General features: G+C 43.7%; 17 protein-coding genes and 1 tRNA gene. 13 read left to right on the top strand and 5 right to left on the bottom strand.

Annotation, left to right across the window (positions count from 1 at the left end):
* The first annotated feature begins 129 nt into the window (after positions 1-129).
* The 13 genes from cysS to AC4MCC_RS08705 all read left to right on the top strand — a co-directional run bounded on the left by cysS (position 130) and on the right by AC4MCC_RS08705 (position 12,715).
* Entirely contained in the window at positions 130-1,551 is a 1,422-nt protein-coding gene (gene cysS / locus AC4MCC_RS08765; RefSeq protein WP_491885144.1) for a cysteine--tRNA ligase, read from the top strand.
* A gap of 65 nt (positions 1,552-1,616) precedes the next feature.
* A tRNA-Gly gene (locus AC4MCC_RS08760) sits at positions 1,617-1,692 on the top strand.
* A 272-nt stretch (positions 1,693-1,964) separates the two neighbouring features.
* A complete protein-coding gene (locus AC4MCC_RS08755) occupies positions 1,965-2,942 on the top strand; it encodes a KpsF/GutQ family sugar-phosphate isomerase (RefSeq protein ID WP_004786235.1) in 978 nt (325 codons plus the stop codon).
* Positions 2,943-2,945: 3 nt separating this feature from the next.
* Positions 2,946-3,485: a KdsC family phosphatase gene (locus AC4MCC_RS08750; protein ID WP_034170294.1), complete on the top strand. Its 540-nt coding sequence runs from the start codon at positions 2,946-2,948 to the stop codon at positions 3,483-3,485.
* Positions 3,486-3,518: 33 nt separating this feature from the next.
* Positions 3,519-4,067, top strand: coding sequence for an LPS export ABC transporter periplasmic protein LptC (gene lptC, locus AC4MCC_RS08745; RefSeq protein ID WP_175967395.1), 549 nt, complete (start codon positions 3,519-3,521; stop codon positions 4,065-4,067).
* The gene (lptA, locus tag AC4MCC_RS08740) at positions 4,051-4,617 is read left to right on the top strand and encodes a lipopolysaccharide transport periplasmic protein LptA (RefSeq protein WP_004786229.1); all 567 of its coding nucleotides are present in this window, start codon (positions 4,051-4,053) and stop codon (positions 4,615-4,617) included. Before lptC ends, lptA begins: the two co-directional genes overlap by 17 nt.
* The gene (lptB, locus tag AC4MCC_RS08735) at positions 4,617-5,360 is read left to right on the top strand and encodes an LPS export ABC transporter ATP-binding protein (protein ID WP_491875898.1); all 744 of its coding nucleotides are present in this window, start codon (positions 4,617-4,619) and stop codon (positions 5,358-5,360) included. Before lptA ends, lptB begins: the two co-directional genes overlap by 1 nt.
* Before the next feature lie 140 nt (positions 5,361-5,500).
* The gene (locus tag AC4MCC_RS08730) at positions 5,501-7,042 is read left to right on the top strand and encodes a TolC family outer membrane protein (RefSeq protein WP_491885143.1); all 1,542 of its coding nucleotides are present in this window, start codon (positions 5,501-5,503) and stop codon (positions 7,040-7,042) included.
* The gene (locus tag AC4MCC_RS08725) at positions 7,039-9,177 is read left to right on the top strand and encodes a type I secretion system permease/ATPase (protein WP_491885142.1); all 2,139 of its coding nucleotides are present in this window, start codon (positions 7,039-7,041) and stop codon (positions 9,175-9,177) included. Before AC4MCC_RS08730 ends, AC4MCC_RS08725 begins: the two co-directional genes overlap by 4 nt.
* Complete coding sequence (locus tag AC4MCC_RS08720; protein ID WP_491880830.1) at positions 9,174-10,361, top strand: beta-barrel domain-containing protein; 1,188 nt, start codon at positions 9,174-9,176, stop codon at positions 10,359-10,361. The genes AC4MCC_RS08725 and AC4MCC_RS08720 overlap by 4 nt, the downstream gene beginning before the upstream one ends.
* Positions 10,362-10,475: 114 nt before the next feature.
* Positions 10,476-11,075, top strand: a complete 600-nt coding sequence (locus AC4MCC_RS08715; RefSeq protein ID WP_419365748.1) for an IMPACT family protein — start codon at positions 10,476-10,478, stop codon at positions 11,073-11,075.
* Positions 11,068-11,685, top strand: coding sequence for a DapH/DapD/GlmU-related protein (locus AC4MCC_RS08710; protein ID WP_491885141.1), 618 nt, complete (start codon positions 11,068-11,070; stop codon positions 11,683-11,685). The genes AC4MCC_RS08715 and AC4MCC_RS08710 overlap by 8 nt, the downstream gene beginning before the upstream one ends.
* A 187-nt stretch (positions 11,686-11,872) precedes the next feature.
* Positions 11,873-12,715, top strand: coding sequence for a universal stress protein (locus tag AC4MCC_RS08705; RefSeq protein WP_034703837.1), 843 nt, complete (start codon positions 11,873-11,875; stop codon positions 12,713-12,715).
* Positions 12,716-12,885: 170 nt separating this feature from the next.
* Here AC4MCC_RS08705 and AC4MCC_RS08700 read toward each other — a convergent pair whose 3' ends face one another.
* From AC4MCC_RS08700 to AC4MCC_RS08680, 5 genes are all read right to left on the bottom strand, one after another.
* Positions 12,886-13,551 (bottom strand): O-methyltransferase, encoded by a 666-nt coding sequence (locus tag AC4MCC_RS08700; RefSeq protein ID WP_419365741.1) that lies wholly within the window; start codon positions 13,549-13,551, stop codon positions 12,886-12,888.
* 132 nt (positions 13,552-13,683) lie between these two features.
* On the bottom strand, positions 13,684-14,394 hold the full coding sequence (locus tag AC4MCC_RS08695) for a D-Ala-D-Ala carboxypeptidase family metallohydrolase (RefSeq protein ID WP_340834324.1): 711 nt from the start codon (positions 14,392-14,394) through the stop codon (positions 13,684-13,686).
* A 140-nt stretch (positions 14,395-14,534) separates the two neighbouring features.
* Positions 14,535-14,858 carry a ferredoxin FdxA gene (gene fdxA / locus AC4MCC_RS08690; RefSeq protein WP_004786212.1) on the bottom strand — a complete coding sequence of 108 codons (324 nt, stop codon included), beginning with the start codon at positions 14,856-14,858 and terminating at the stop codon, positions 14,535-14,537.
* A 204-nt stretch (positions 14,859-15,062) separates the two neighbouring features.
* Positions 15,063-17,687, bottom strand: a complete 2,625-nt coding sequence (mutS, locus tag AC4MCC_RS08685; protein ID WP_491880833.1) for a DNA mismatch repair protein MutS — start codon at positions 17,685-17,687, stop codon at positions 15,063-15,065.
* Between the two features lie 290 nt (positions 17,688-17,977).
* Entirely contained in the window at positions 17,978-19,984 is a 2,007-nt protein-coding gene (locus AC4MCC_RS08680; RefSeq protein ID WP_491885140.1) for an esterase/lipase family protein, read from the bottom strand.
* Position 19,985: the final 1 nt, after the last annotated feature.

The following is a 19,985-nucleotide window of genomic DNA, read 5'->3' as shown; positions in this document are numbered from 1 at the left end:
ATTTAAAATCCTCAGCTTCGGCTGGGGATTTTTTTATGCATTTATTTTAAAAGAGTGACTAAAAACTTTATGAAAAATAATGCTTAGGTTAAGATGAGCCATCATTTGTAAAAGCATTCTAGAAGACCTATGCAACCATTTGTTCTATATAACTCAGAGCAACGTAAAAAAGTAGAATTTGTGCCTCGTAAAGAAGGTCAGATTGATCTGTATGTCTGTGGGATGACGGTCTATGACTACTGTCATATTGGACATGCACGTACCGTGGTTGCATTTGACTATATTATCCGTTTCCTGCGCAGTCAGGGCTGGAAAGTAAAATATGTCCGTAATATCACCGACATTGACGACAAGATTATTAAACGTGCCAATGAAAATGGGGAAAGCATTTCATCACTGACCAGCCGTTTTATTGATGCCATGAATGAAGACTTCGCCAAGCTGGGCTGTATTGCACCGGATGAAGCACCGAAAGCTACCGACTATATCGATCAAATGCAAAACATGATTGGTACGCTGGTGGAAAAAGGGACTGCATATCCGGCAAATAATGGCGATGTTTACTTCGAGGTTGAAAAATTCGCCAAATACGGGCGTCTCTCAGGCCGTAAACTGGAAGATATGCAGGCGGGCGCTTCTGAACGTGTAGACGTCGAAGTTGAGAAAAAACACCCGTTTGACTTTGTACTTTGGAAACATGCCAAAGAAAATGAACCGTCTTGGGCTTCACCATGGGGCAATGGTCGTCCAGGCTGGCATATTGAATGTTCAGCCATGTCTACCTGCTGCCTCGGCAATCATTTTGATATTCATGGCGGTGGTGCTGACTTAAGCTTCCCGCATCATGAAAATGAGATAGCACAATCTGAAGCAGCCACTGGTGAACAGTATGTGAACTACTGGATGCATGCTGGCTTCATCAATGTCGATGGTGAAAAGATGTCGAAGTCTTTGGGTAACTTCTTCACTATCCGTGATGTGATTGAAAAATTCCATCCAGAAGTGGTGCGTTACTTTATCGTATCTTCACACTACCGCAGCCCGGTGAACTATTCAGATGTAGCCTTAAAAGAAGCGAAAAATACGCTGATGCGTTTCTATCATTCTTTTAAAGCTTATCAAGCGGTATATGGTGAGCAGGTTGTTGAAACTTTAGATCAAAGCTTTGTTGAGCGTTTCAATACAGCCATGCGTGATGACTTCAATACGCCAGAAGCCATTGCTGTGTTGTTTGAACTGAATAAAGAGCTGAACCGTGCAGTAAAAGACCAGAATCAGGAACAGGCTACAGTTTATTATTCTACTCTGCGTCACCTGACTAATATTCTGGGTCTGGTGCAGCACAATGTCGATGAATTCTTGAAGTCTGATATTGGTCAGGAAGCTTTAGGCTTGTCTGAAGCGCAGATTGAAGACCTGATCCAGCAACGTAAAGATGCCAAAAAAGAGAAAAACTTTGCTCGTGCCGATGAAATCCGCCAGTCTTTATTAGACCAAGGGGTGGTGCTGGAAGATACCCGTCAAGGAACTGTATGGCGTCGTGCTGATTAATTCGACAGTTGAATCGATAGAGAGTTGACAGTTAGCAGAAACTCTCTATAATTCACTCCCATATTGCGGGAATAGCTCAGTTGGTAGAGCACAACCTTGCCAAGGTTGGGGTCGCGAGTTCGAGTCTCGTTTCCCGCTCCAAAATTCAAAAAACCCTGATCGGAAGATTGGGGTTTTTTATTGCCTACGCAAAATAAAAAGGACAACCAGAACTGATTTACCTAATGAAATTCTAAATAATGAAGAGCTTTCGGTCAGGGAAATTTCAAAACATTCTGTTTAAGTTTTATGAAAAGCTCTACATTTTGAAACCTGCCATTTGCATAGATATGATAAAATTGCGAAAATTATTTTCGTTAGACTGAGTCAACTCTGTATAGAGTTAAGGTAAACCTACTTTGAACCCACCAAATATGCCAAATCAAATAGACTTCCAGAAAGTTGCACTTGAAACCTTGCGTATCGAAGAACAAGCATTACAGATTTTAGCCACGCAGATTGATGAGCGTTTTAGTCAGGCATGTGAAATTATCCTGCAGTGCAAAGGTCGTCTGGTGATTACCGGGATGGGGAAATCCGGGCATATTGGTCGTAAGATGGCGGCAACTTTTGCCTCTACGGGTACGCCTTCATTCTTCATGCACCCGGGCGAGGCAGGGCATGGTGATCTTGGGATGCTGGTACCGGGTGATGTACTGATTGCCATTTCAAACTCAGGCAAAAGCGATGAAATCATGATGCTGATGCCTCTGATCAAGCGTCTGGAAATTCCCTTAATTACCATTAGTGGTGATGCCAAAGGCCCAATGCCACAAAATGCTGATGTGGCTTTAACTCTGGGTCATCTTCAGGAAGCCTGTCCACTTGGCCTGGCACCGACTTCGAGTACAACAGCAACTTTAGCGCTGGGTGATGCACTGGCTGTCGCTCTTTTAGATGCACGTGGTTTTACTGCTGACGATTTTGCATTGTCACATCCAGCGGGTGCCTTGGGTAAACGTTTATTGCTACATGTAAAACACCTCATGCATACAGGTTCGGAATTGCCAAAAGTGTCACCAGATACACCGATGAATCAAGTTTTATACGAGATTTCAAATAAACGCCTAGGTTTAACCACAATTGTGGATCAAAATGACCTTCTGCTGGGTATTTTCACTGATGGTGACTTGCGCCGCCTGATTGACAAACAGCAAGGTTTTGATGTCAATTTACCGATTCAGGAAGTAATGACCAAAAATCCGCTGACGATTTCTCAGGAAGCACGTGCTGTCGTTGCACTGGAAAAAATGAACGAACGTAAAATTAATCAATTTGTAGTGGTTGATGATGCCAATAAAGTCATTGGTGTAATTAGTATGCATGACCTGATTCAGGCTGGGGTAAATTAATAAATGGCATCTTATGTATTATTAGAGCAGGCACGTCATATTGAGGCACTGGTACTTGATGTAGATGGTATTTTAAGCGACGGTTTTGTCACCTTGACCAATACGGGTGATGAAATTAAATCTTTTGATATCCGTGATGGTCTAGGGATGAAGCTGGTACAGCAAGCCGGAATCAAAGTGATCATTATCACTGGACGTCAAAGCAATATCGTACAGAAACGTATGTCGGATTTGGGTGTAGATCTGGTTTATCAGGGCCGCGAAGATAAAGGAACTGCTTTACGTGAAGCTTGTACTCAGCTCAATATCGACCCTGAAGACTGTTTATACATGGGTGATGACTGGCCTGATCTGTCTGCCTTCGCGATTGCAGGCATGAAAGTGACTGTTCCAAACGGGCATGTTGAAGTACGTCGTCGTGCTGATCTGGTAACGCAGGCCTATGGTGGTCGTGGTGCGGTACGCGAGATTTGTGACATGTTACTGATGTCCAAAGGTAAGTACCAAGAGTTACTTGAAAAATATACTCGTGCGCCTTATTAATAAGTCATACATTCTGGATTAAGTACACCGCTTATGGACACTAGAGTTTTATATCTTACGGCTATTATTATTGCCGCAATAAGTGGTGGTTATTACTATTACAGCGGTAAGGGCAACAAGTTGCAGACTGATTCTGCACGTAGCATGACCTATTCTGCAAATAATATTAACTTAACCCAAACTGATGAAAAGGGCATGTTGTCTGTTCGTGCCCAGGTCGACCAGCTTGAACAAAACCTGCAGCTAGAGACTTCGAGTCTCAAAAATCTGCAGGCAACGACCTATAAAGACGGTCAGGTTGATGCGACATTCTTTGCCAAACAGGGCAACGGTTATGATGACAATACAAAAGTTGTACTTTCACAAGAAGTGCTCGCGACCAAGATCATGCAAAATGGAAAAATGCAGTTCCGTACCGAGGAGCTGACCGCTTTTCCGAAAACACGTGAAATTGAAACCGACAAAACCGTCATTGTTGAATCTCCACAGGCTGAGTTTATCAGTCAGGGCCTAAAAGCCAATCTTAATGATGGTCAATACGAATTCTTTAATATTCGAGGAAAGTATGAACCAAATTCCTAGAGCTAAAATGATGAACACTTTCCTTAAGCGCGCTGCGTTATTAAGTCTGGTTGCATTGGGTTCAGCCACTGCGTTTGCATTGCCATCTGACCGTAACCAGCCGATTACCTTATTAGCTGACCGTGCGACTTTTAATGAGCGTACCGGAGTCACGACTTATTCAGGTAATGTCATTATTGAACAGGGCACCATGAAATTGCAGGCCAATTCGATTGTGGCGAATCTGAATAATAAAAAACAGATCAGCCTGATTACAGCAACAGGTAGCCCGGCTCAATTTCAGCAGAAAGTTGATCCTGCCAAAGGTTTGGCCAAAGGTCAGGCACAGAAAATTGTCTATAATGCGGAAACCGGTATTATTACCCTGTCTGGAAATGCCTACTTGCAGCAAGATGGCGCTAGTATCCGTGGTAATACGCTGAAATACAGCATGAATAAAGGCGATATTGAAGCAACAGGTACACCAAATAAAACCGGTTCAGCAGCAGGTCGTGTACAAATCGTGATTCCGCCTTCATCTTCGAAATCCTTCCCGGGAGCACGTGATTAATGGCACAGACGCATCAGGTTCAAACTTTAACCATTAAGCATCTGGCGAAAAATTATAGTAAACGCTGGGTAGTCAAGGACGTTTCCTTCAGTATGGAAAGTGGGCAGATTGTTGGGCTTTTAGGGCCTAATGGTGCAGGTAAAACTACCAGTTTCTATATGGTGGTGGGTCTGGTGCGTATGGACAAGGGTGAAATCCATCTGGATGATCTGGATTTGTCTGACTTGGCGATGCATGAACGTGCGCGTAAAGGTATTGGCTATTTACCTCAGGAAGCTTCTATTTTTAGAAAACTAACCATTTCTGAAAATATTATGGCGATTCTGGAAACCCGTAAGGATTTAAGCAAAGCTCAGCGTCAGCAACGTCTGGCTGAATTACTGGCAGACTTTAAAATTACCCATATTAAAGATTCATTGGGTATGAGTGTATCAGGTGGTGAACGTCGTCGTGCTGAAATTGCTCGTGCGTTGGCGGCTGACCCTAAATTCATGTTATTGGATGAACCTTTTGCCGGGGTTGACCCGATTTCCGTGGGTGATATTAAAGATATTATTATGACGCTGAAAGATCGTGGAATTGGTGTATTGATTACCGATCACAACGTTCGTGAAACTTTGGCCATCTGTGAACATGCCTATATTGTCAGCGAAGGTTCAGTCATTGCCGAAGGCACGGCACAAGAAATTCTGGCCAATGAAACGGTACGTAAAGTTTATCTGGGTGATGACTTTACTGTATAGAAAATTTTCATTATCAGAAAAACCCGCATTAAGACTTTAGTCGTCAAATGCGGGTTTTTTTTACTTAACTTAAGACGAAAAAGCTATCTTTTTGTATGATTTGATATATTGTTAGGCTAAAACACGAAACATTCATTATTATGCAATTTAGGGTGCAGCACTTAAAAAATGTTCAGGGGATAATAGATAAAAATAAGGGAATATGGGTCATTCTTCTTTTACCTTTATCTGTGCCATTCGTACATGCAGAAAATTCACAGAATTATTTTAATAATATTAAAAGTGGATTAGGAAAACTGATTGCTCCAGAGCCAACGCGATCTGCGCAAACGATTGATATTAGCTCACTTAGTCAGTACTCACTGGATACCTCAAAGGTGGCTGAATTGCCGCAGATTACTCGGCCGCAGCAGGCACAATCTTCAATTCGGCCTATAAATGCTGGTATTCCTGCAAAAATGAGTCTGATTGAGGCGGTTCATACAGCAGTTCAGCGTCGTCCGGAAATTGCCCAGAGTATTTCGTCTTTATCTGCACAGGCCGCCAATATTGATGTGGCCAAAGCAGCGTATTATCCGCAGTTATCTGGCGGTGTGGGTACCGGAGATTTGACCTCAGGTGAACGTGGACGTCAGGTGGTTTCTCTGAATGCAACCCAGATGCTATATGACTTTGGCAAGATTAAAACCAATGTCAGTGTTGAAGAGGCGAGACTGGCAGAAGATCAGGCAAGAGTATTGGTAAGTCTGGATCAGGTGGCACTGGAAGTAGCGGATGCCATCGTCAATATTAAACGCTATCAGGAAATTACCAAGATTGCCGAACAGCAGATTCAGGGGATTGCACGCATTGCAGAAATTGCCAATTTACGTGCCCGCGCCGGGATTAGCACACAGGCCGATCCGGTTCAGGCGCAATCCAATCTGGAAGCAGCGCAGTCCAATTTGATTGTGCAACAGACCCAGTTAAGACAATATCAGCAACGTCTGCGGACTTTATTGGGATTTGATGTCTCTACAATTCAATGGGAAATTCCAGATCGTATCGTGACCCAGGCTGATCTTTATCAGGATCCTGAATTTACCCAGATTCCAAGTATGATCTTGGCACATTCAGGGGTGGATGTAGCCCGATTGCAAAAAGATCAGACACGCTTAAGCCGTTATCCGACCATTAATCTGAAAGGTAGCTTAAGTCAGGCGGTTAATGGTCGAAATCCGAATAATAATGAAGATGATGGCTTTTATAATTCAATCATGATTGAAGCCAGCAGTAATTTTTATCAGGGTGGCGCTGTTCGGTCTCAGGCACGTGCTGCCAGTTATGCCGAAGAAGCTGCACGCGCACAGGTCAATACTGTCTATCTGGATGTGCTGGATCAGGTTCGTTTAATCCGGGAACAGATCGAAAATAAACAAAGACAAATGGATGTCCTGGCTCAGCGCCGTGAAACCACGGTACGAACCAAAGAGCTATATCAAGAACAATATAAATTGGGCACACGGACTGTAGTGGATTTATTGAATGCAGAACAGGCGATTCACAGCGCAGCACAGGAAATTGAATCAGCGCGCTATGACATCTATTCGGCGATTGTGCAATACATTCAGGTGACAGGTCGTACACGGGATATTTACGCGCTTAACCGTATTTCTATTCAGGGGTTTGAAGTTCAGCCATGAGTACTACAATAAATTATCAGCCGTGGCTTCAGGCAGTTTTGAATATTGCCAAGCATTATCGGATTGAACCATCTGAGGAGCGGATACGTCTGCAACTGGACTGGAACCAGCATCATGACATTGATGAAATGCTCAAGATCGTTAGCCGTCAAATGGGCTTGAATGTCCGCAAAAATAAATTCAATAGCAGTTTGCTGAATCCCTGGCGTTTGCCCTTACTGGTTGAATTTGATAGTGGAGATGTCGGTGTTATTGAACGTATCGACACACAAGGCAATGTCAGTGTACAACTGAGTGGAGATGCCGGTTTATCACAAAGTTTTACCATCGAGCAGTTAGAGGCTGGTGCGAAGCATGTTTATATCCTGCGACCAGAGTCTTCTGTACCGGATGCGCGTGTCGACGAATATATCAAGCCCTTTGAGAAAAACTGGTTCTGGTCGATTGTACTGAAAGACTGGAAACGCTATATCGATGTGATGTTTGCCTCTTTGATCGCCAATATTTTGGCTTTAGCGACGATTGTCTTCTCGATGAACGTTTATGACCGTGTCATTCCTTCACAATCGATTCCTACTTTGTGGGTGTTGGCCGGTGGTGTACTGATTGCGGCTATTTTCGAGTTTGTATTACGAGTCTCCCGTATTTATCTTTCAGACATTATTGGTAAACGGGCTGACCTGAAAATTTCTGACCGGGTATTTGGTCATTCCTTAAGAATTAAAAACAGTGAACGTTCCAAATCGACCGGAACGTTTATTTCACAGATTCGTGAACTCGAAGGTGTGCGTGAACTGGTCACTTCAACTACCGTGACGGCAATTGCAGATCTGCCATTCTTCTTCCTGTTCCTGGGAATCTTCTGGATTATTGGCGGCAACCTGTTCTGGGTCATGCTACTGGTAGTACCACTCATGATTCTTCCGGGAATTCTGGCACAGAAAAAACTGGCCAAGTTGGCACAGTTGGGGATGCGTGAATCTGCAATCCGTAATGCCTTATTAGTGGAAGCTGTACAAGGGATTGAAGATATCAAGCTGTTAAGAGCTGAAACCCGCTTCCAGAACCAATGGAATCACATGAATGAAGTCTCTGCTGATGTCAGCATGCAACAACGTAAAATTGTTGGCTTAATGACAGCATGGACTCAAAAAATTCAGGGACTCACCTTTGCTATTGTGGTCTTGGTCGGTGCATTTGCAGTGATGGATGGTGAGATGACCACAGGTGCTTTAGTTGCCTGTTCGATTTTATCATCACGGATGCTGGCACCTATTTCACAAATTACCGGTGTCTTGGGCCGTTTACAGCAAGCCAAAGTTGCCAAGGGCGGTCTGGATGAGTTGATGAAAAAATCGGTGGATCAGCCGGACTATTCACATCTGATTCACCGTCCTGTATTGGATGGTCATTATGACTTGAGTGGCGTGGTGTTCAAATATGGCGATGATGATCCCAAACCGAGTCTGGTCATTCCAAAACTCGAAATCAAGCCCGGTGAAAAAATTGCAATTCTGGGTCGTAACGGTGCTGGTAAATCGACGCTGTTGCAACTGTTGTCGGGTATGCAAACCCCAGCACAAGGTAAGGTCAAACTGGATGGTATTGATCTGACCCTGATAGATCCTTCAGATGTACGCCGTGATATGGGCTTGCTCAATCAGAATTCACAACTCTTTTACGGTAGTATTCGTGAAAACCTGACTTTGGGTGCACCGCTCGCTACGGATCAACAGATTCTGGAAGCCTTGCAAATCACCGGTGCACTTAACTTTGTTCAGGAGAAAAAAGAAGGTCTGGATCATATTATTCTGGAAGGTGGAGTGGGCTTCTCGGGTGGACAGCGTCAAGCCTTGTTACTGGCAAGGCTCCTGATCCGCCAGCCGAAAATTTTGTTGCTAGATGAGCCAACTGCAGCGATTGATGATGTTTCAGAAAAACAGTTAATAGATCATCTGAAAGGGTATCTGGCACATCGTACACTGGTGGTAGCAACGCATCGTCGCGCTGTACTAGAGTTAGTTGACCGTATTCTTGTGGTCAATGATGGCAAAATTGTCATGGATGGTCCACGAGATCAAATATTAAATCAGTCACAGGTAGGAACTAAACGGGTCGTGGGAGCAAGCGCATGAGTGAACCACATACATTAACGCGTTCAAACAAAGTGAGCTTTCAGGAACCACCATTACCTAAATCCAGTCTGATTATCTGGATTGTGGGCATTGGTTTGTTAATACTGCTGACGTGGGCCTGGTTATTTAAACTGGAAGAGGTTTCGACCGGTACGGGTAAAGTCATTCCATCTTCCAAAGAACAAGTGATTCAGTCTCTGGAGGGTGGCATTCTAACCAAGTTAAATGTCAAAGAAGGTGAGATTGTAGAACGTGGTCAAGTCTTGGCACAGCTTGATCCAACCCGATTTGAATCTAATGTCGGTGAATCAGAATCCTTGCTGATCGCTTCACGTGCGACTTCCGCTCGTTTACGTGCAGAAGTGAGTGGTACGCCGTTGTCTTTCCCGGAAGAAGTGCTGAAATATCCGAAACTGGTTAAAGAAGAAACCGCACTCTATCAGTCACGTCGTGCCAATCTGGAAGAATCTCTTGCCGGCTTGCAACAGGCATTGGTACTAGTACAACAGGAACTGGAAATGACCGCGCCATTGGTGGCTAAAGGGGCAGCCAGTGAAGTTGAAGTTTTACGGCTGAAGCGTGAAGCCAATGATTTGCGTAACCAGATGAATGATATTCGCAACCAATATTATGTGAAAGCACGGGAAGAATTGTCCAAAGCCAATACTGATGTAGAAACCCAGCAACAGGTGGTACGCGGCAAGTCAGATACCTTGAACCGGACCATTTTTAAATCACCAGTTCGTGGCGTGGTCAAAGAAATTGATGTCATGACTTTGGGTGGCGTGGTTCCGCAAAATGGCAAGCTGATGACCATCGTCCCTCTGGATGAAAAATTACTGGTTGAAGCCCGAATTTCACCACGTGATATTGCCTTTATTCGTCCTGATCAGGAAGCACTGGTTAAGATTACGGCCTATGATTACTCGATTTATGGCGGTCTAAAAGGAAAGGTGACCGTGATTTCGCCAGATACCTTGCGAGATGAAGTCAAACAGGATCAGTTCTATTATCGGGTGTATATTCGTACCGATAGTGACAAATTGAGAAACGCCGCCGGGCAGGAGTTCAATATCACACCAGGTATGGTGGCTTCCGTCGATATTCGTACCGGAGCAAAAACGGTAATGGACTATCTCATCAAGCCATTCAATAAAGCTAAAGAAGCATTGCGTGAACGTTAAATTTAAAAGTAATTAATAAAATTAAATTGAATCAAGCCTCTCTATACGAGAGGCTTTTTCTTTGCCACATCAAAACAGGTATACTGCACAGGTGAAATTTGAATGCCTGAAGTTATGCCATTTACTATTGCCAGCCTTGTTAGTTTTGAGGAAGACATCAAAAAAAGCCGATTTCAGGCCTTTGCCACACCTGTAGAAAATGAACAGGATGTGAAGGATTTTCTGGAGGCCTATCGTGATCCGACCACCACTCATCAATGCTGGGCCTGGAAAATCGGTCATCATGTACGTTTTAATGATGATGGTGAGCCATCGGGTACAGCAGGCCGACCGATCCTCGCGACCATTGAAGGCAATGAGCTAACCAATGTACTGGTACTGGTGAATCGCTGGTATGGCGGTATTAAATTAGGCACCGGTGGTCTGGTCCGTGCTTATGGCGGCTGTGCTGGACAATGTTTGTTATTAGCTGAAAAAATTGAACTGATTGAAAAGAAAAAAGTCGAATTTGCTTGCCAGTTTAATGAGTGGGCGATTTTTCAGTATGAGCTGAATCAGCAGCAGATTGATTATCAGGAAGAATATACTTCTGAAGGTGTACAGGTTCAGGCACAATTTCAGAAACATCAGATTGAACCTTTTGCGTTGAAGATTCAGGATGTTACTCGCGGACGTGAACAGTTAAAAATTATAGAAGAAGCCACAGATGACTGAACCAGATCCATTACTGAAATATCGTGAGCAGCATAAGCACCGTCTAAATTATATGCCTTGGCTATATTGGTCCTTAAAACCGAAGAATCGTGGTTGGGCTGAGGCTTGGCAAAAAGAATATCAGACCTATCTGATGGAGATGGAAACAGTCGAAATTGGCGAAAACTGTTTTATTTCGCCGTTGGCACATATCTTCGCTGAGCCGGGACGTAAAATTATTATCGGGGACAATACCTTTATTGCGGCAGATTGTACGCTACATGGTCCTTTGGAGATCGGTAACGAAGTTGCCATCAATCATCACTGTATTCTGGATGGTGGTCGGGTTGGGATTAAACTGCATGATCAGGTACGCATCGCAGCTTATTGTCATCTTTATGCCTTTGATCATGGGATGGAACTGGAGCAGCCGATTTATCAGCAGCCAGTCAGGTCTAAAGGGATTGAGATTGGTCAGGATGTCTGGCTAGGTGCCCACGTCGGCATCAAAGATGGGGTGAAAATTGCCGATCAGGCGATTATAGGGATGAATAGCATGGTCACGAAGGATATTGAAGCGCGTGCAATTGTCGCCGGAAATCCGGCAAAATTGATTCGATATCGGGATTAACATAGTGAAAGAGGTGCTTGGAAAAAGAATTTATATCAAGTGCTTAATATTCGGTAAGGGTCCTAGAACATCACATAAAAGTTAACATATTTCAATTCAAGCCTTACAGATTTCAGTGCACATTTACTAATGCTTGTGCTAAGTTAAAAATAACTAAGAAATTTTTATTATAAAAGAGAGGCTGAACATGAAACGTGTCATTGCCTGCATAGACTCCTCACCATGCACGAACGCGCTTGCAGATGCGGCTGCATGGATTGCCAAACAGACCGGCCGTGAACTGGTTTTATTACAGGTTCTGGATTATTACCCGGCCAGTTATCATCTTGGGGAAATTAGTGGTGTGATTGGCTTTGAAAGCAATGCCATGTTGCTTAAAGAACTGGCTGAGCTGGAACAGAAGCAAAGTGAAATCGCGCTTAGTTATAGCAATAATCTGCTCCAGCACATTTCGGATCGTATCTTTAAAGATTATGGCATCCGCACCACGCATATTCAGGAAAAGGGTGATTTTCTAGAACAAAGTTTTCAAATTCTAAAACCTGATGATATTGCAGTCATCGGACTACTCGGTGAGCGTTCTGCCGAAAAAAACAAGCCAATCGGCACCAATGTAGAAAACTTTATTCGTGGTGCTAACTGTACAGTGATGACTGTAGGGGAACACTTCAGACCACCGACACGTTTTATCTTTGCTTATGAGTATTCACCGACCTGTGTGAAGATGATGAAACGTATTGCAGAAAGTGATTTATTAAGACAATTACAATGTCATCTGCTTTATATCGGGGATCATGTGGAAATCCTGAATGAGCCTCTGCAATATTTGACAGAAGCAGGACTAGAGGTCGTTCCAGAATACCGCTATGGAGAAGTGGCTGAAAATATCCTGTCTTATCAGCAGGAACATGGGATTCAGTTAATTGTCTTGGGGGCATTCAGTCACAGCAAGATCCACCAGTTCTTCTTGGGCAGTATTGCGACAACGATTTTCCGTAATTCTAAAGTTCCATTATTGGTAGCAAAGTAAAAAGAGGATAACAAAAGCGGCAGAGATGTATTTTTTGATAAATTGTTACAGCTTGAATTAAAAATAACCAGAGTTATCCTCATATATTGTGGATAACTCTGTGGTTACATTCTGTAAGATGATGTTATTTATCAGGAATACTTTATTGGCTGATTTTTGTTCTAGTCGTATTATTTGACAATTGCGAGTGCAAAACCATCATGGCCTTTACTGCCAACGGTCTGTAAAGCAGTACAAGACAAGATACGTGGATGATTTTCCAGCGCTTTAAACATGTCACGAATGCCTTCAATACTTGGTTTTTTATTGTCCGGATTGATGATATCACCGGCACGAATCACATTGTCCAAGAAGATAATAGTACCGGAGTGAGAAAGGTTTAAGCTCAGCTCCAGATATTCAGGATAGCTTTGCTTATCGGCATCAATAAAAATAAAGTCAAAGGCTTCAGTATCTTCAGGCAGGGCACGAAGCACATCTGCAGCACGGCCACATTTCAGCTCAACTTTCTGTTTTAACTGTGCACGATCAATATTTTCCTGTCCCATGGCAGCATGCGTTTCACGGCCTTCAATGGTCAGGATATAACCGTCTTCAGGCAGGGCACGAGCTAGCCACATGGTGCTATATGCAGCAAAAGTTCCTAGTTCCAGTATACGCTTGCACTTATTCATCTGGATCAGCATTTGCAGCAGCATGCCCTGATTCGGCGCAACAGCCAGATGATCTGGAAAACCATGTGCAGCAGTATTTTCAAGAGTCTGATTCAGGATAGGATCTTCAGGAATTAAATGTGAATCAATGTAGCGGTCAATATCTGTCCACATTTGTTGCATAGTACTCGCACCTTTGTTGTGATGCGTGCATTTTAAACTTTTCCAGGCACAGCGCAATTTATTGTTCTATATTCGCTGGTTTTTTAGGCTATACAAAGCCAAAAGCTGGCTTTGTATAGCAAATGAAATGACTTAGTAATTACACATTGATGAGCGACGGCTTAAATCTGGGCCCCAGGTACGATAACCTTGAGTATCAATATGGATTTGGCCAGAGGCATATAAACCGAGCCCCATATTCAGGCTTTGTCCATGCTGTAACCAGAACTGGCACAGTTTGAACTTGGTATTTTCAATCGCTGCATAATCCTGAGCCTGTGGGTACTCAGGTCCGATCCGAAAATCAATTGCCGAGTTAAACAGGTGACGTGAAGAATTGGCTCCACCGGCACACTGGTTCAAAGGCAGGTCACGATAAACCGAAGTGACTTCAAAATCAGTCAGCACATTAGCTGCAACCAGATATTTAAAGACACGTAAAGTAGGCACCTGATTTGACCAGAGCTCACGGCTTGGAATCATGTATTGCGATCGACCACATTTGGCCCAATCCCGTGCAGTACGCATCAGCTCAAAACTTGGGATAATATTTCCGACCCCTTGCTGGGCCAAAAAGTTTTCATATTCACGTACAAGAGACAGGTTATTTAGTGCCGATACCCAGTGAGTATAGACATAAGGAACCGGTTTAGGCTGTGGTTTATGATTGTACTGGACTCGTTCTTCTGGGATATAAATCCTTTTATCTGGAGTTACTTTACCAGACTGTTTTGTGGTGGCACATCCTACAAAGACAAGCGGGATTATACAAACACTCAATAACCCCTTTATTAAATGCTTCATTGATAGCAATTCAGATATTTTAAAATAGCGCTATTTTAGTCCACTTTTACGGAGAAAATCAGGATAAATTGCAATGAAATGTGTGGATGAGGTATAAAAAAAGACCAGTCTATGCTGGTCTTTTTTTAAGATTTGAAAAATTATTTTTCAAGATATTGTAATTTATCAGTTTTACCATTCCACTCTTCACGGTCAGCAGGTTGCTCACCAATTTGAGTGATGTTCGGCCATTTCTGAGACAGTTCAGCATTCAGTTCGATAAAGACTTCTTGGCCTTCCGGTAACTCATCTTCAGAGAAAATTGCATTTGCAGGACATTCAGGCTCACATAACGCGCAGTCGATACACTCGTCCGGGTTAATCACAAGGAAGTTAGGACCTTCATAGAAACAGTCTACAGGGCAAACTTCAACACAGTCTTGATATTTACATTTAATACAATTTTCAGTGACAACGAAGGTCATGGCGACAGCTACCTAAAAAATATGGTTCTAATGACGAATACCGTATTTTAGGCAAAAATAGAGGGAACAAACAATTCCTTTTATTGATATTTGTTATATATAGGGCTGTTAAATTTGAAAAAACTGCGATGATTTGATGAAAGGCTTAGGGAATGAGAATCATCATCAGCTAAGCCCTATACAAGATAGGGCTTAGGAGAGATTTTAACTTGGCTGTTTCATGAGATCTTTGAGCGCATATAGCTGCTGTAATGCTTCACGTGGGCTCAGGTTATCAACATCAATGTCTTCTAATAACTCAAGTGCTGCTGAAGGCTTTTCAATCTCGATGACCTTTTCAATAATTTCCGGCATCGCAAACAGGTCATGCTGTGGACTTTGCGGTTTAGCCTGATGTTGCTTTTCCAGAATCTTCAAACGATGTTGGGCTTCTTTAATTACAGCCGCAGGAATACCTGCCAGTTTAGCCACCTGTAAACCATGACTCTGACTAGCTGGACCATGTTGGACTTTATGCAGCAGAATCAGGTTGCCATTTAGTTCTTTGGCTGTGACATGGTAGTTATCAATGCCTGATTCTTTATCCAGTTCGGTCAGCTCAAAATAATGCGTTGCGAACAGGCATAAACATTGAATGCGTTTAGTCAGATCAAGCACACAAGCCCAAGCCAATGACAGCCCGTCATAGGTACTGGTTCCACGTCCGACTTCATCCATCAGGACTAGCGACTGGCTGGTAGCATGATGCAGAATTTGCGAAGTTTCCGTCATTTCGACCATAAAAGTTGATTTACCAGTCGACAAATCATCTGCAGAGCCAATCCTGGTAAAAATCCGGTCAATTGGACCCAGTGTTGTCGATTGCGCTGGCACATAACTACCGCAATAAGCCAGTAGGGCAATCAGGGCAGTCTGGCGCATAAAGGTGGATTTACCACCCATATTTGGACCAGTAATAATGGCCATACGATGCTGATAATCCAGCTGGGTATCATTTGGAGTAAAGGCAGCCTTGCTTAAGGCTTCCACCACAGGATGACGACCGGCAACGATTTTCACACCAATTTCAGGACTGAATTTTGGTCGTGCCCAATTGCGTAAACGTGCCTGATGCGCAAAGTTTGCCAACAGATCGATCTGGGCAATCGCACTGCTCATCATCTGTAGATTGCCAATATCCTGACGCAGTTCATCCAGCAACATTTCGAACAGCATTTTCTCGCGAGCAAGTGCACGGGATTCGCTAGACAGTACTTTATCTTCAAAGGCTTTCAACTCAGGCGTGATATAACGCTCGGCGTTTTTGAGCGTCTGACGACGGATATAATGCTCAGGTGCCTGTTCAGCTTGGGCACGGGTCAATTCGATATAGTACCCACTAACACGGTTGTAGCCGATTTTCAGGGCAGGAATACCGCTTTGCTCACGTTCCTTAATTTCCAGATCAATCAGGAACTGTCCGGCATGATCACGGATTTTACGCAGCTCATCCAGCTCGCTATCGAAACCTTCTGCAATGACATTGCCATCACGTAGCAATACCGGTGGATTTTCAACAATAGCTGACATCAGGCGCTGATGCAGGCCATGAAAATCGCCCAGTTCTTGATTCAGCTGCTGTAATAATTTCGAATTCTGCTGACTTAACAGTGGTTGTAACGCATGGCGTAAAAATGGAATCTGTGCACAGGCCTGACGTAATTGAACCAGATCGCGTGGACGCGCACTGCCGAGAGCAATACGGCTGAGTACACGTTCAATATCACTGATTTCTTTTAAGACCAGACGGACTGGCGATTCATGGAAACCTTCAAGCAATGCCTGTGTCGCATCCAGTCGCTCATCCAGTATGGCAGTATCACGAAGCGGTTGCATCAAGGTTCGGCTAAGCAGACGGCCACCCATAGCGGTCTGGCAGTCATTGATCAGCTGGAACAATGAAGTGCCATGTTCAAATAAAGGCTCAATCAATTCGAGGTTGCGACGGGTGACTGGATCTAGTGCAATAAAGTCTGAACTTTGTTCCAGTTGAATGGTTCGGATATGCGGTAAAGCCGTTTTCTGGGTTTCTTTAGCATAGTGAATCAATGCAGCCGCAGCAGCTTTGGCCAAAGGCAGATGATCAATTCCGAAACCTGAAAGTGTACTTACTGCAAACTGGTCGCATAAGGTCTTCTGGGCATTGTTCTGGTTGAAGTCGACATTCGGACGTTTACTGATTGGAACATCTAGCTGTTGTTTTAAGTGTTCTATCAGTGCCTGATCTTGCAGATTTTCATCCACCACAATTTCGCTTGGCATCAGGCGTGCCAACTCAATGGCTAACTGACTTAAGTCATAATCGATTTGCTGGACTTTAAATAAACCCGCACTCAGATCGAGAAGTGCAATTCCGATTTGTTGCTGGTGAACACACAGAGCAACCAGGTTGGAGGTTTGATGCGCACCTAATAAGGCATCATCAGTTAAAGTCCCGGGAGTGATAATTCGGACGACCCCACGTTCAACTGGACCTTTACCAGTCACTTCACCGATCTGCTCGCAGATCACCACCGTTTCGCCTTTTTTTACCAGACGAGCCAGATATCCTTCAGCAGCATGGAAAGGTACACCAGCCATCGGAATTGGCTGACCATTGGCTTTACCGCGATGGGTCAGGGTAATGCCTAAAATTTTGGCGGCCTTATGGGCATCTTCAAAGAACAGTTCATAGAAATCACCCATGCGATAGAACATCAATGAGTGTGGATGCTGCATTTTGACCGACATGTATTGCTGCATCATGGGCGTTAAGCTAGAGAGATCAGCCACAAGTTCTGAACTGGTCATTAAGAAAAAATCCTTTAAATATATAAAGCCAAACCTGAATCTTTTTCCGGAACATTATCCTCGGAAAACCTGGAAAATAGCCTAAGCTAAAATCCTGTAAAGACCGGTTTGAATGTCAAAAATAATTGCTCCAAGTCTAACAAATTTAATTTTTAGAAAGAAATATAAATCCGCAGGAATCTGTATTTGGACGGACTTAGTCGATATAAAGCATAAAAGGGTATTGATACATGGGTTGCCCATAAAAAAAGCCACCGATTGGCAGCTTTTTTTATATCTTTCATCAAAATTTAATCAGGGTCATACAATCCTAAGTCGACCAGATGTAATCTGAGAAGGCGGCGGAGTTCCAGTACAGCTTCAGGCGTTTCCTGAATCGAATGTCCACCTTTGATGATCTCTTCAGAGAGTGCGCCGTCCAGTCGGGCACTTTGATACGGTACGACATCATCTGTCATGATAGCTTTGTCTTGACTGTCCATAGTATTCCCCATGATGTTATGGAATTTAAAGCCCCGATATGGCACCACATCACGTGTCAGCGCATTAAACTTGGAGTTTTTAGACAGGTCACTCGGGCCATTTTGAATCATGTCATGGCCAATTTCCTTGAGAAAATCATCCAGTCCGATGTCGCCTTGTAGCGTGTCGGCAAATGCTCCGAGAAAGGCACCAGGCAATTTAATAATTTTACGTGCCGCCAGCGTAAACCAGCGATCAGCATAATCAGTACCGCGATGTGGGGCTGCCAGGAAAATAGCCCGACTGAAATTAGGTACAGGTTTGATATCCAGACGTGCTTTAAATAAGGGATTATTGCGGAAGCGTTCGATACGACGATTATTCAGCAGCTCTTCCGTGCGTGGAATCAGGTTGGCTTCACTCACCAGAAGACGGGCAATCACACCCCCCATACTGTGTCCGACCAGTACAGCATCTTTCTTGGCGGGATCGTTGGGTTTATTCAATTTGAAAGCTTGCTGAATTAGTGCATTAATCTGATAGCGGCTTTCCAGAATTGGCATATTGGTCGAATAAAATACCTGCCATACCTGGAAGTTTTCGCGCAGTACCGGATCACCCATCACATCGTTGGTTAAACGAATCCAGGCTTCCGGGCTGCTGGCCAGACCATGAATCAGCACAATGACTTTTTTCTTAGGATTATAAGGTTCCAGCATATACAGATGCGGCATGGTCAGGTTGTCATCACGATCAATCAGCACCAAATAAGCTGATCGTCCGAGATTGTTTTCAGCCAGCCACAAGCCATAAGGGGCCGAGAAATTGGCTGCCAGAGAATACTGTTTACCGGCGACAGTAACTTTTTCATGTTTGTACGGGTCGTATAACTTAAGGTGAAATTCCGGGCTGTTAATGATCTGTTCTACACTGTTGCCAGACTTTGGAATGGCAGTAATGGTCGTGGCCAAGTAGCGTGCAGCGTGAATATTCGGATTACGGCCTTCCTGATACTGATATTTGAGAGGATCGACAATATATTTTTTATTCGGCGTAATGCGTTTTTCTTCAGGCAAAATAACCACAAACTCTGAGCCGAAACCATCACGGCGGGTAATCGAACGCAGCCCGGAAAAGTTCATATTATAAGTAGACATGAGCTTTTCAAAAGACTGGTCTTTAATTTCCGGATAATTTTCAAAATCAACTGAGTAAATGCTATTACCGACCTGAATCTTGCGGCTTACCTCTTTAGAGGGATGACGTTCAGAATAGACGTGAATCAGGTGTGCTATCGCAAGGTTATAGAAGTCACGGATCTGGACCTGACGGTTGTCAAAGATACGATCCTGTGGTGCACGCTGGGTCTTGAACAGGTACGCATAGCTATAGCGGATACTCTGATCCAACATGACCAATTGCTGATCCTGACACTTCTCAATATTCTGTTTTTGTAGCTGCTTTTTTTCTTCAGACTGGGTCTTGGTCAGGAGACTGCTTTTACATCCGGCAGAGTTCCCGAGCTGCAAAGACTTGGCAAGATACAGCTCACTGGCGGTAGACAATAATTCTTCATCCAGAATTTCAGGAATTTGCTTCAGTGCATCTACACAGTTTTGCGGTTGTTCGGTACAGATGCGAGCTTCACGGCCTGTCATGGACAGGACATTCAGACTGGCTTCACTCAGCTTGTCACGGGTAAGGATGCTGTCACGTTCATTACTGATGGTGACATTAATGGCCTGTTCTTTAACGCTGACGACCTGACAGCCGCTCAGGACAGCCCCTAGCAGGATTGAACAGAAAAGGAATGCTTTATTCATTTTATGGTGCATA

Source organism: Acinetobacter sp. CAU_H_56 (assembly GCF_058599425.1).
The sequence above is the reverse complement of the archived record's forward strand: the minus strand, read 5'-3'. Positions and strand labels throughout refer to the sequence as shown.

Bases quoted from the DNA above. Each gene is read 5' to 3' on its own strand.
- cysS (WP_491885144.1), top strand. From the start codon at position 130: ATGCAACCATTTGTTCTATATAACTCAGAGCAACGTAAAAAAGTAGAA.
- AC4MCC_RS08755 (WP_004786235.1), top strand. From the start codon at position 1,965: ATGCCAAATCAAATAGACTTCCAGAAAGTTGCACTTGAAACCTTGCGT.
- AC4MCC_RS08750 (WP_034170294.1), top strand. From the start codon at position 2,946: ATGGCATCTTATGTATTATTAGAGCAGGCACGTCATATTGAGGCACTG.
- lptC (WP_175967395.1), top strand. From the start codon at position 3,519: ATGGACACTAGAGTTTTATATCTTACGGCTATTATTATTGCCGCAATA.
- lptA (WP_004786229.1), top strand. From the start codon at position 4,051: ATGAACCAAATTCCTAGAGCTAAAATGATGAACACTTTCCTTAAGCGC.
- lptB (WP_491875898.1), top strand. From the start codon at position 4,617: ATGGCACAGACGCATCAGGTTCAAACTTTAACCATTAAGCATCTGGCG.
- AC4MCC_RS08730 (WP_491885143.1), top strand. From the start codon at position 5,501: ATGCAATTTAGGGTGCAGCACTTAAAAAATGTTCAGGGGATAATAGAT.
- AC4MCC_RS08725 (WP_491885142.1), top strand. From the start codon at position 7,039: ATGAGTACTACAATAAATTATCAGCCGTGGCTTCAGGCAGTTTTGAAT.
- AC4MCC_RS08720 (WP_491880830.1), top strand. From the start codon at position 9,174: ATGAGTGAACCACATACATTAACGCGTTCAAACAAAGTGAGCTTTCAG.
- AC4MCC_RS08715 (WP_419365748.1), top strand. From the start codon at position 10,476: ATGCCATTTACTATTGCCAGCCTTGTTAGTTTTGAGGAAGACATCAAA.
- AC4MCC_RS08710 (WP_491885141.1), top strand. From the start codon at position 11,068: ATGACTGAACCAGATCCATTACTGAAATATCGTGAGCAGCATAAGCAC.
- AC4MCC_RS08705 (WP_034703837.1), top strand. From the start codon at position 11,873: ATGAAACGTGTCATTGCCTGCATAGACTCCTCACCATGCACGAACGCG.
- AC4MCC_RS08700 (WP_419365741.1), bottom strand. From the start codon at position 13,551: ATGCAACAAATGTGGACAGATATTGACCGCTACATTGATTCACATTTA.
- AC4MCC_RS08695 (WP_340834324.1), bottom strand. From the start codon at position 14,394: ATGAAGCATTTAATAAAGGGGTTATTGAGTGTTTGTATAATCCCGCTT.
- fdxA (WP_004786212.1), bottom strand. From the start codon at position 14,858: ATGACCTTCGTTGTCACTGAAAATTGTATTAAATGTAAATATCAAGAC.
- mutS (WP_491880833.1), bottom strand. From the start codon at position 17,687: ATGACCAGTTCAGAACTTGTGGCTGATCTCTCTAGCTTAACGCCCATG.
- AC4MCC_RS08680 (WP_491885140.1), bottom strand. From the start codon at position 19,984: ATGCACCATAAAATGAATAAAGCATTCCTTTTCTGTTCAATCCTGCTA.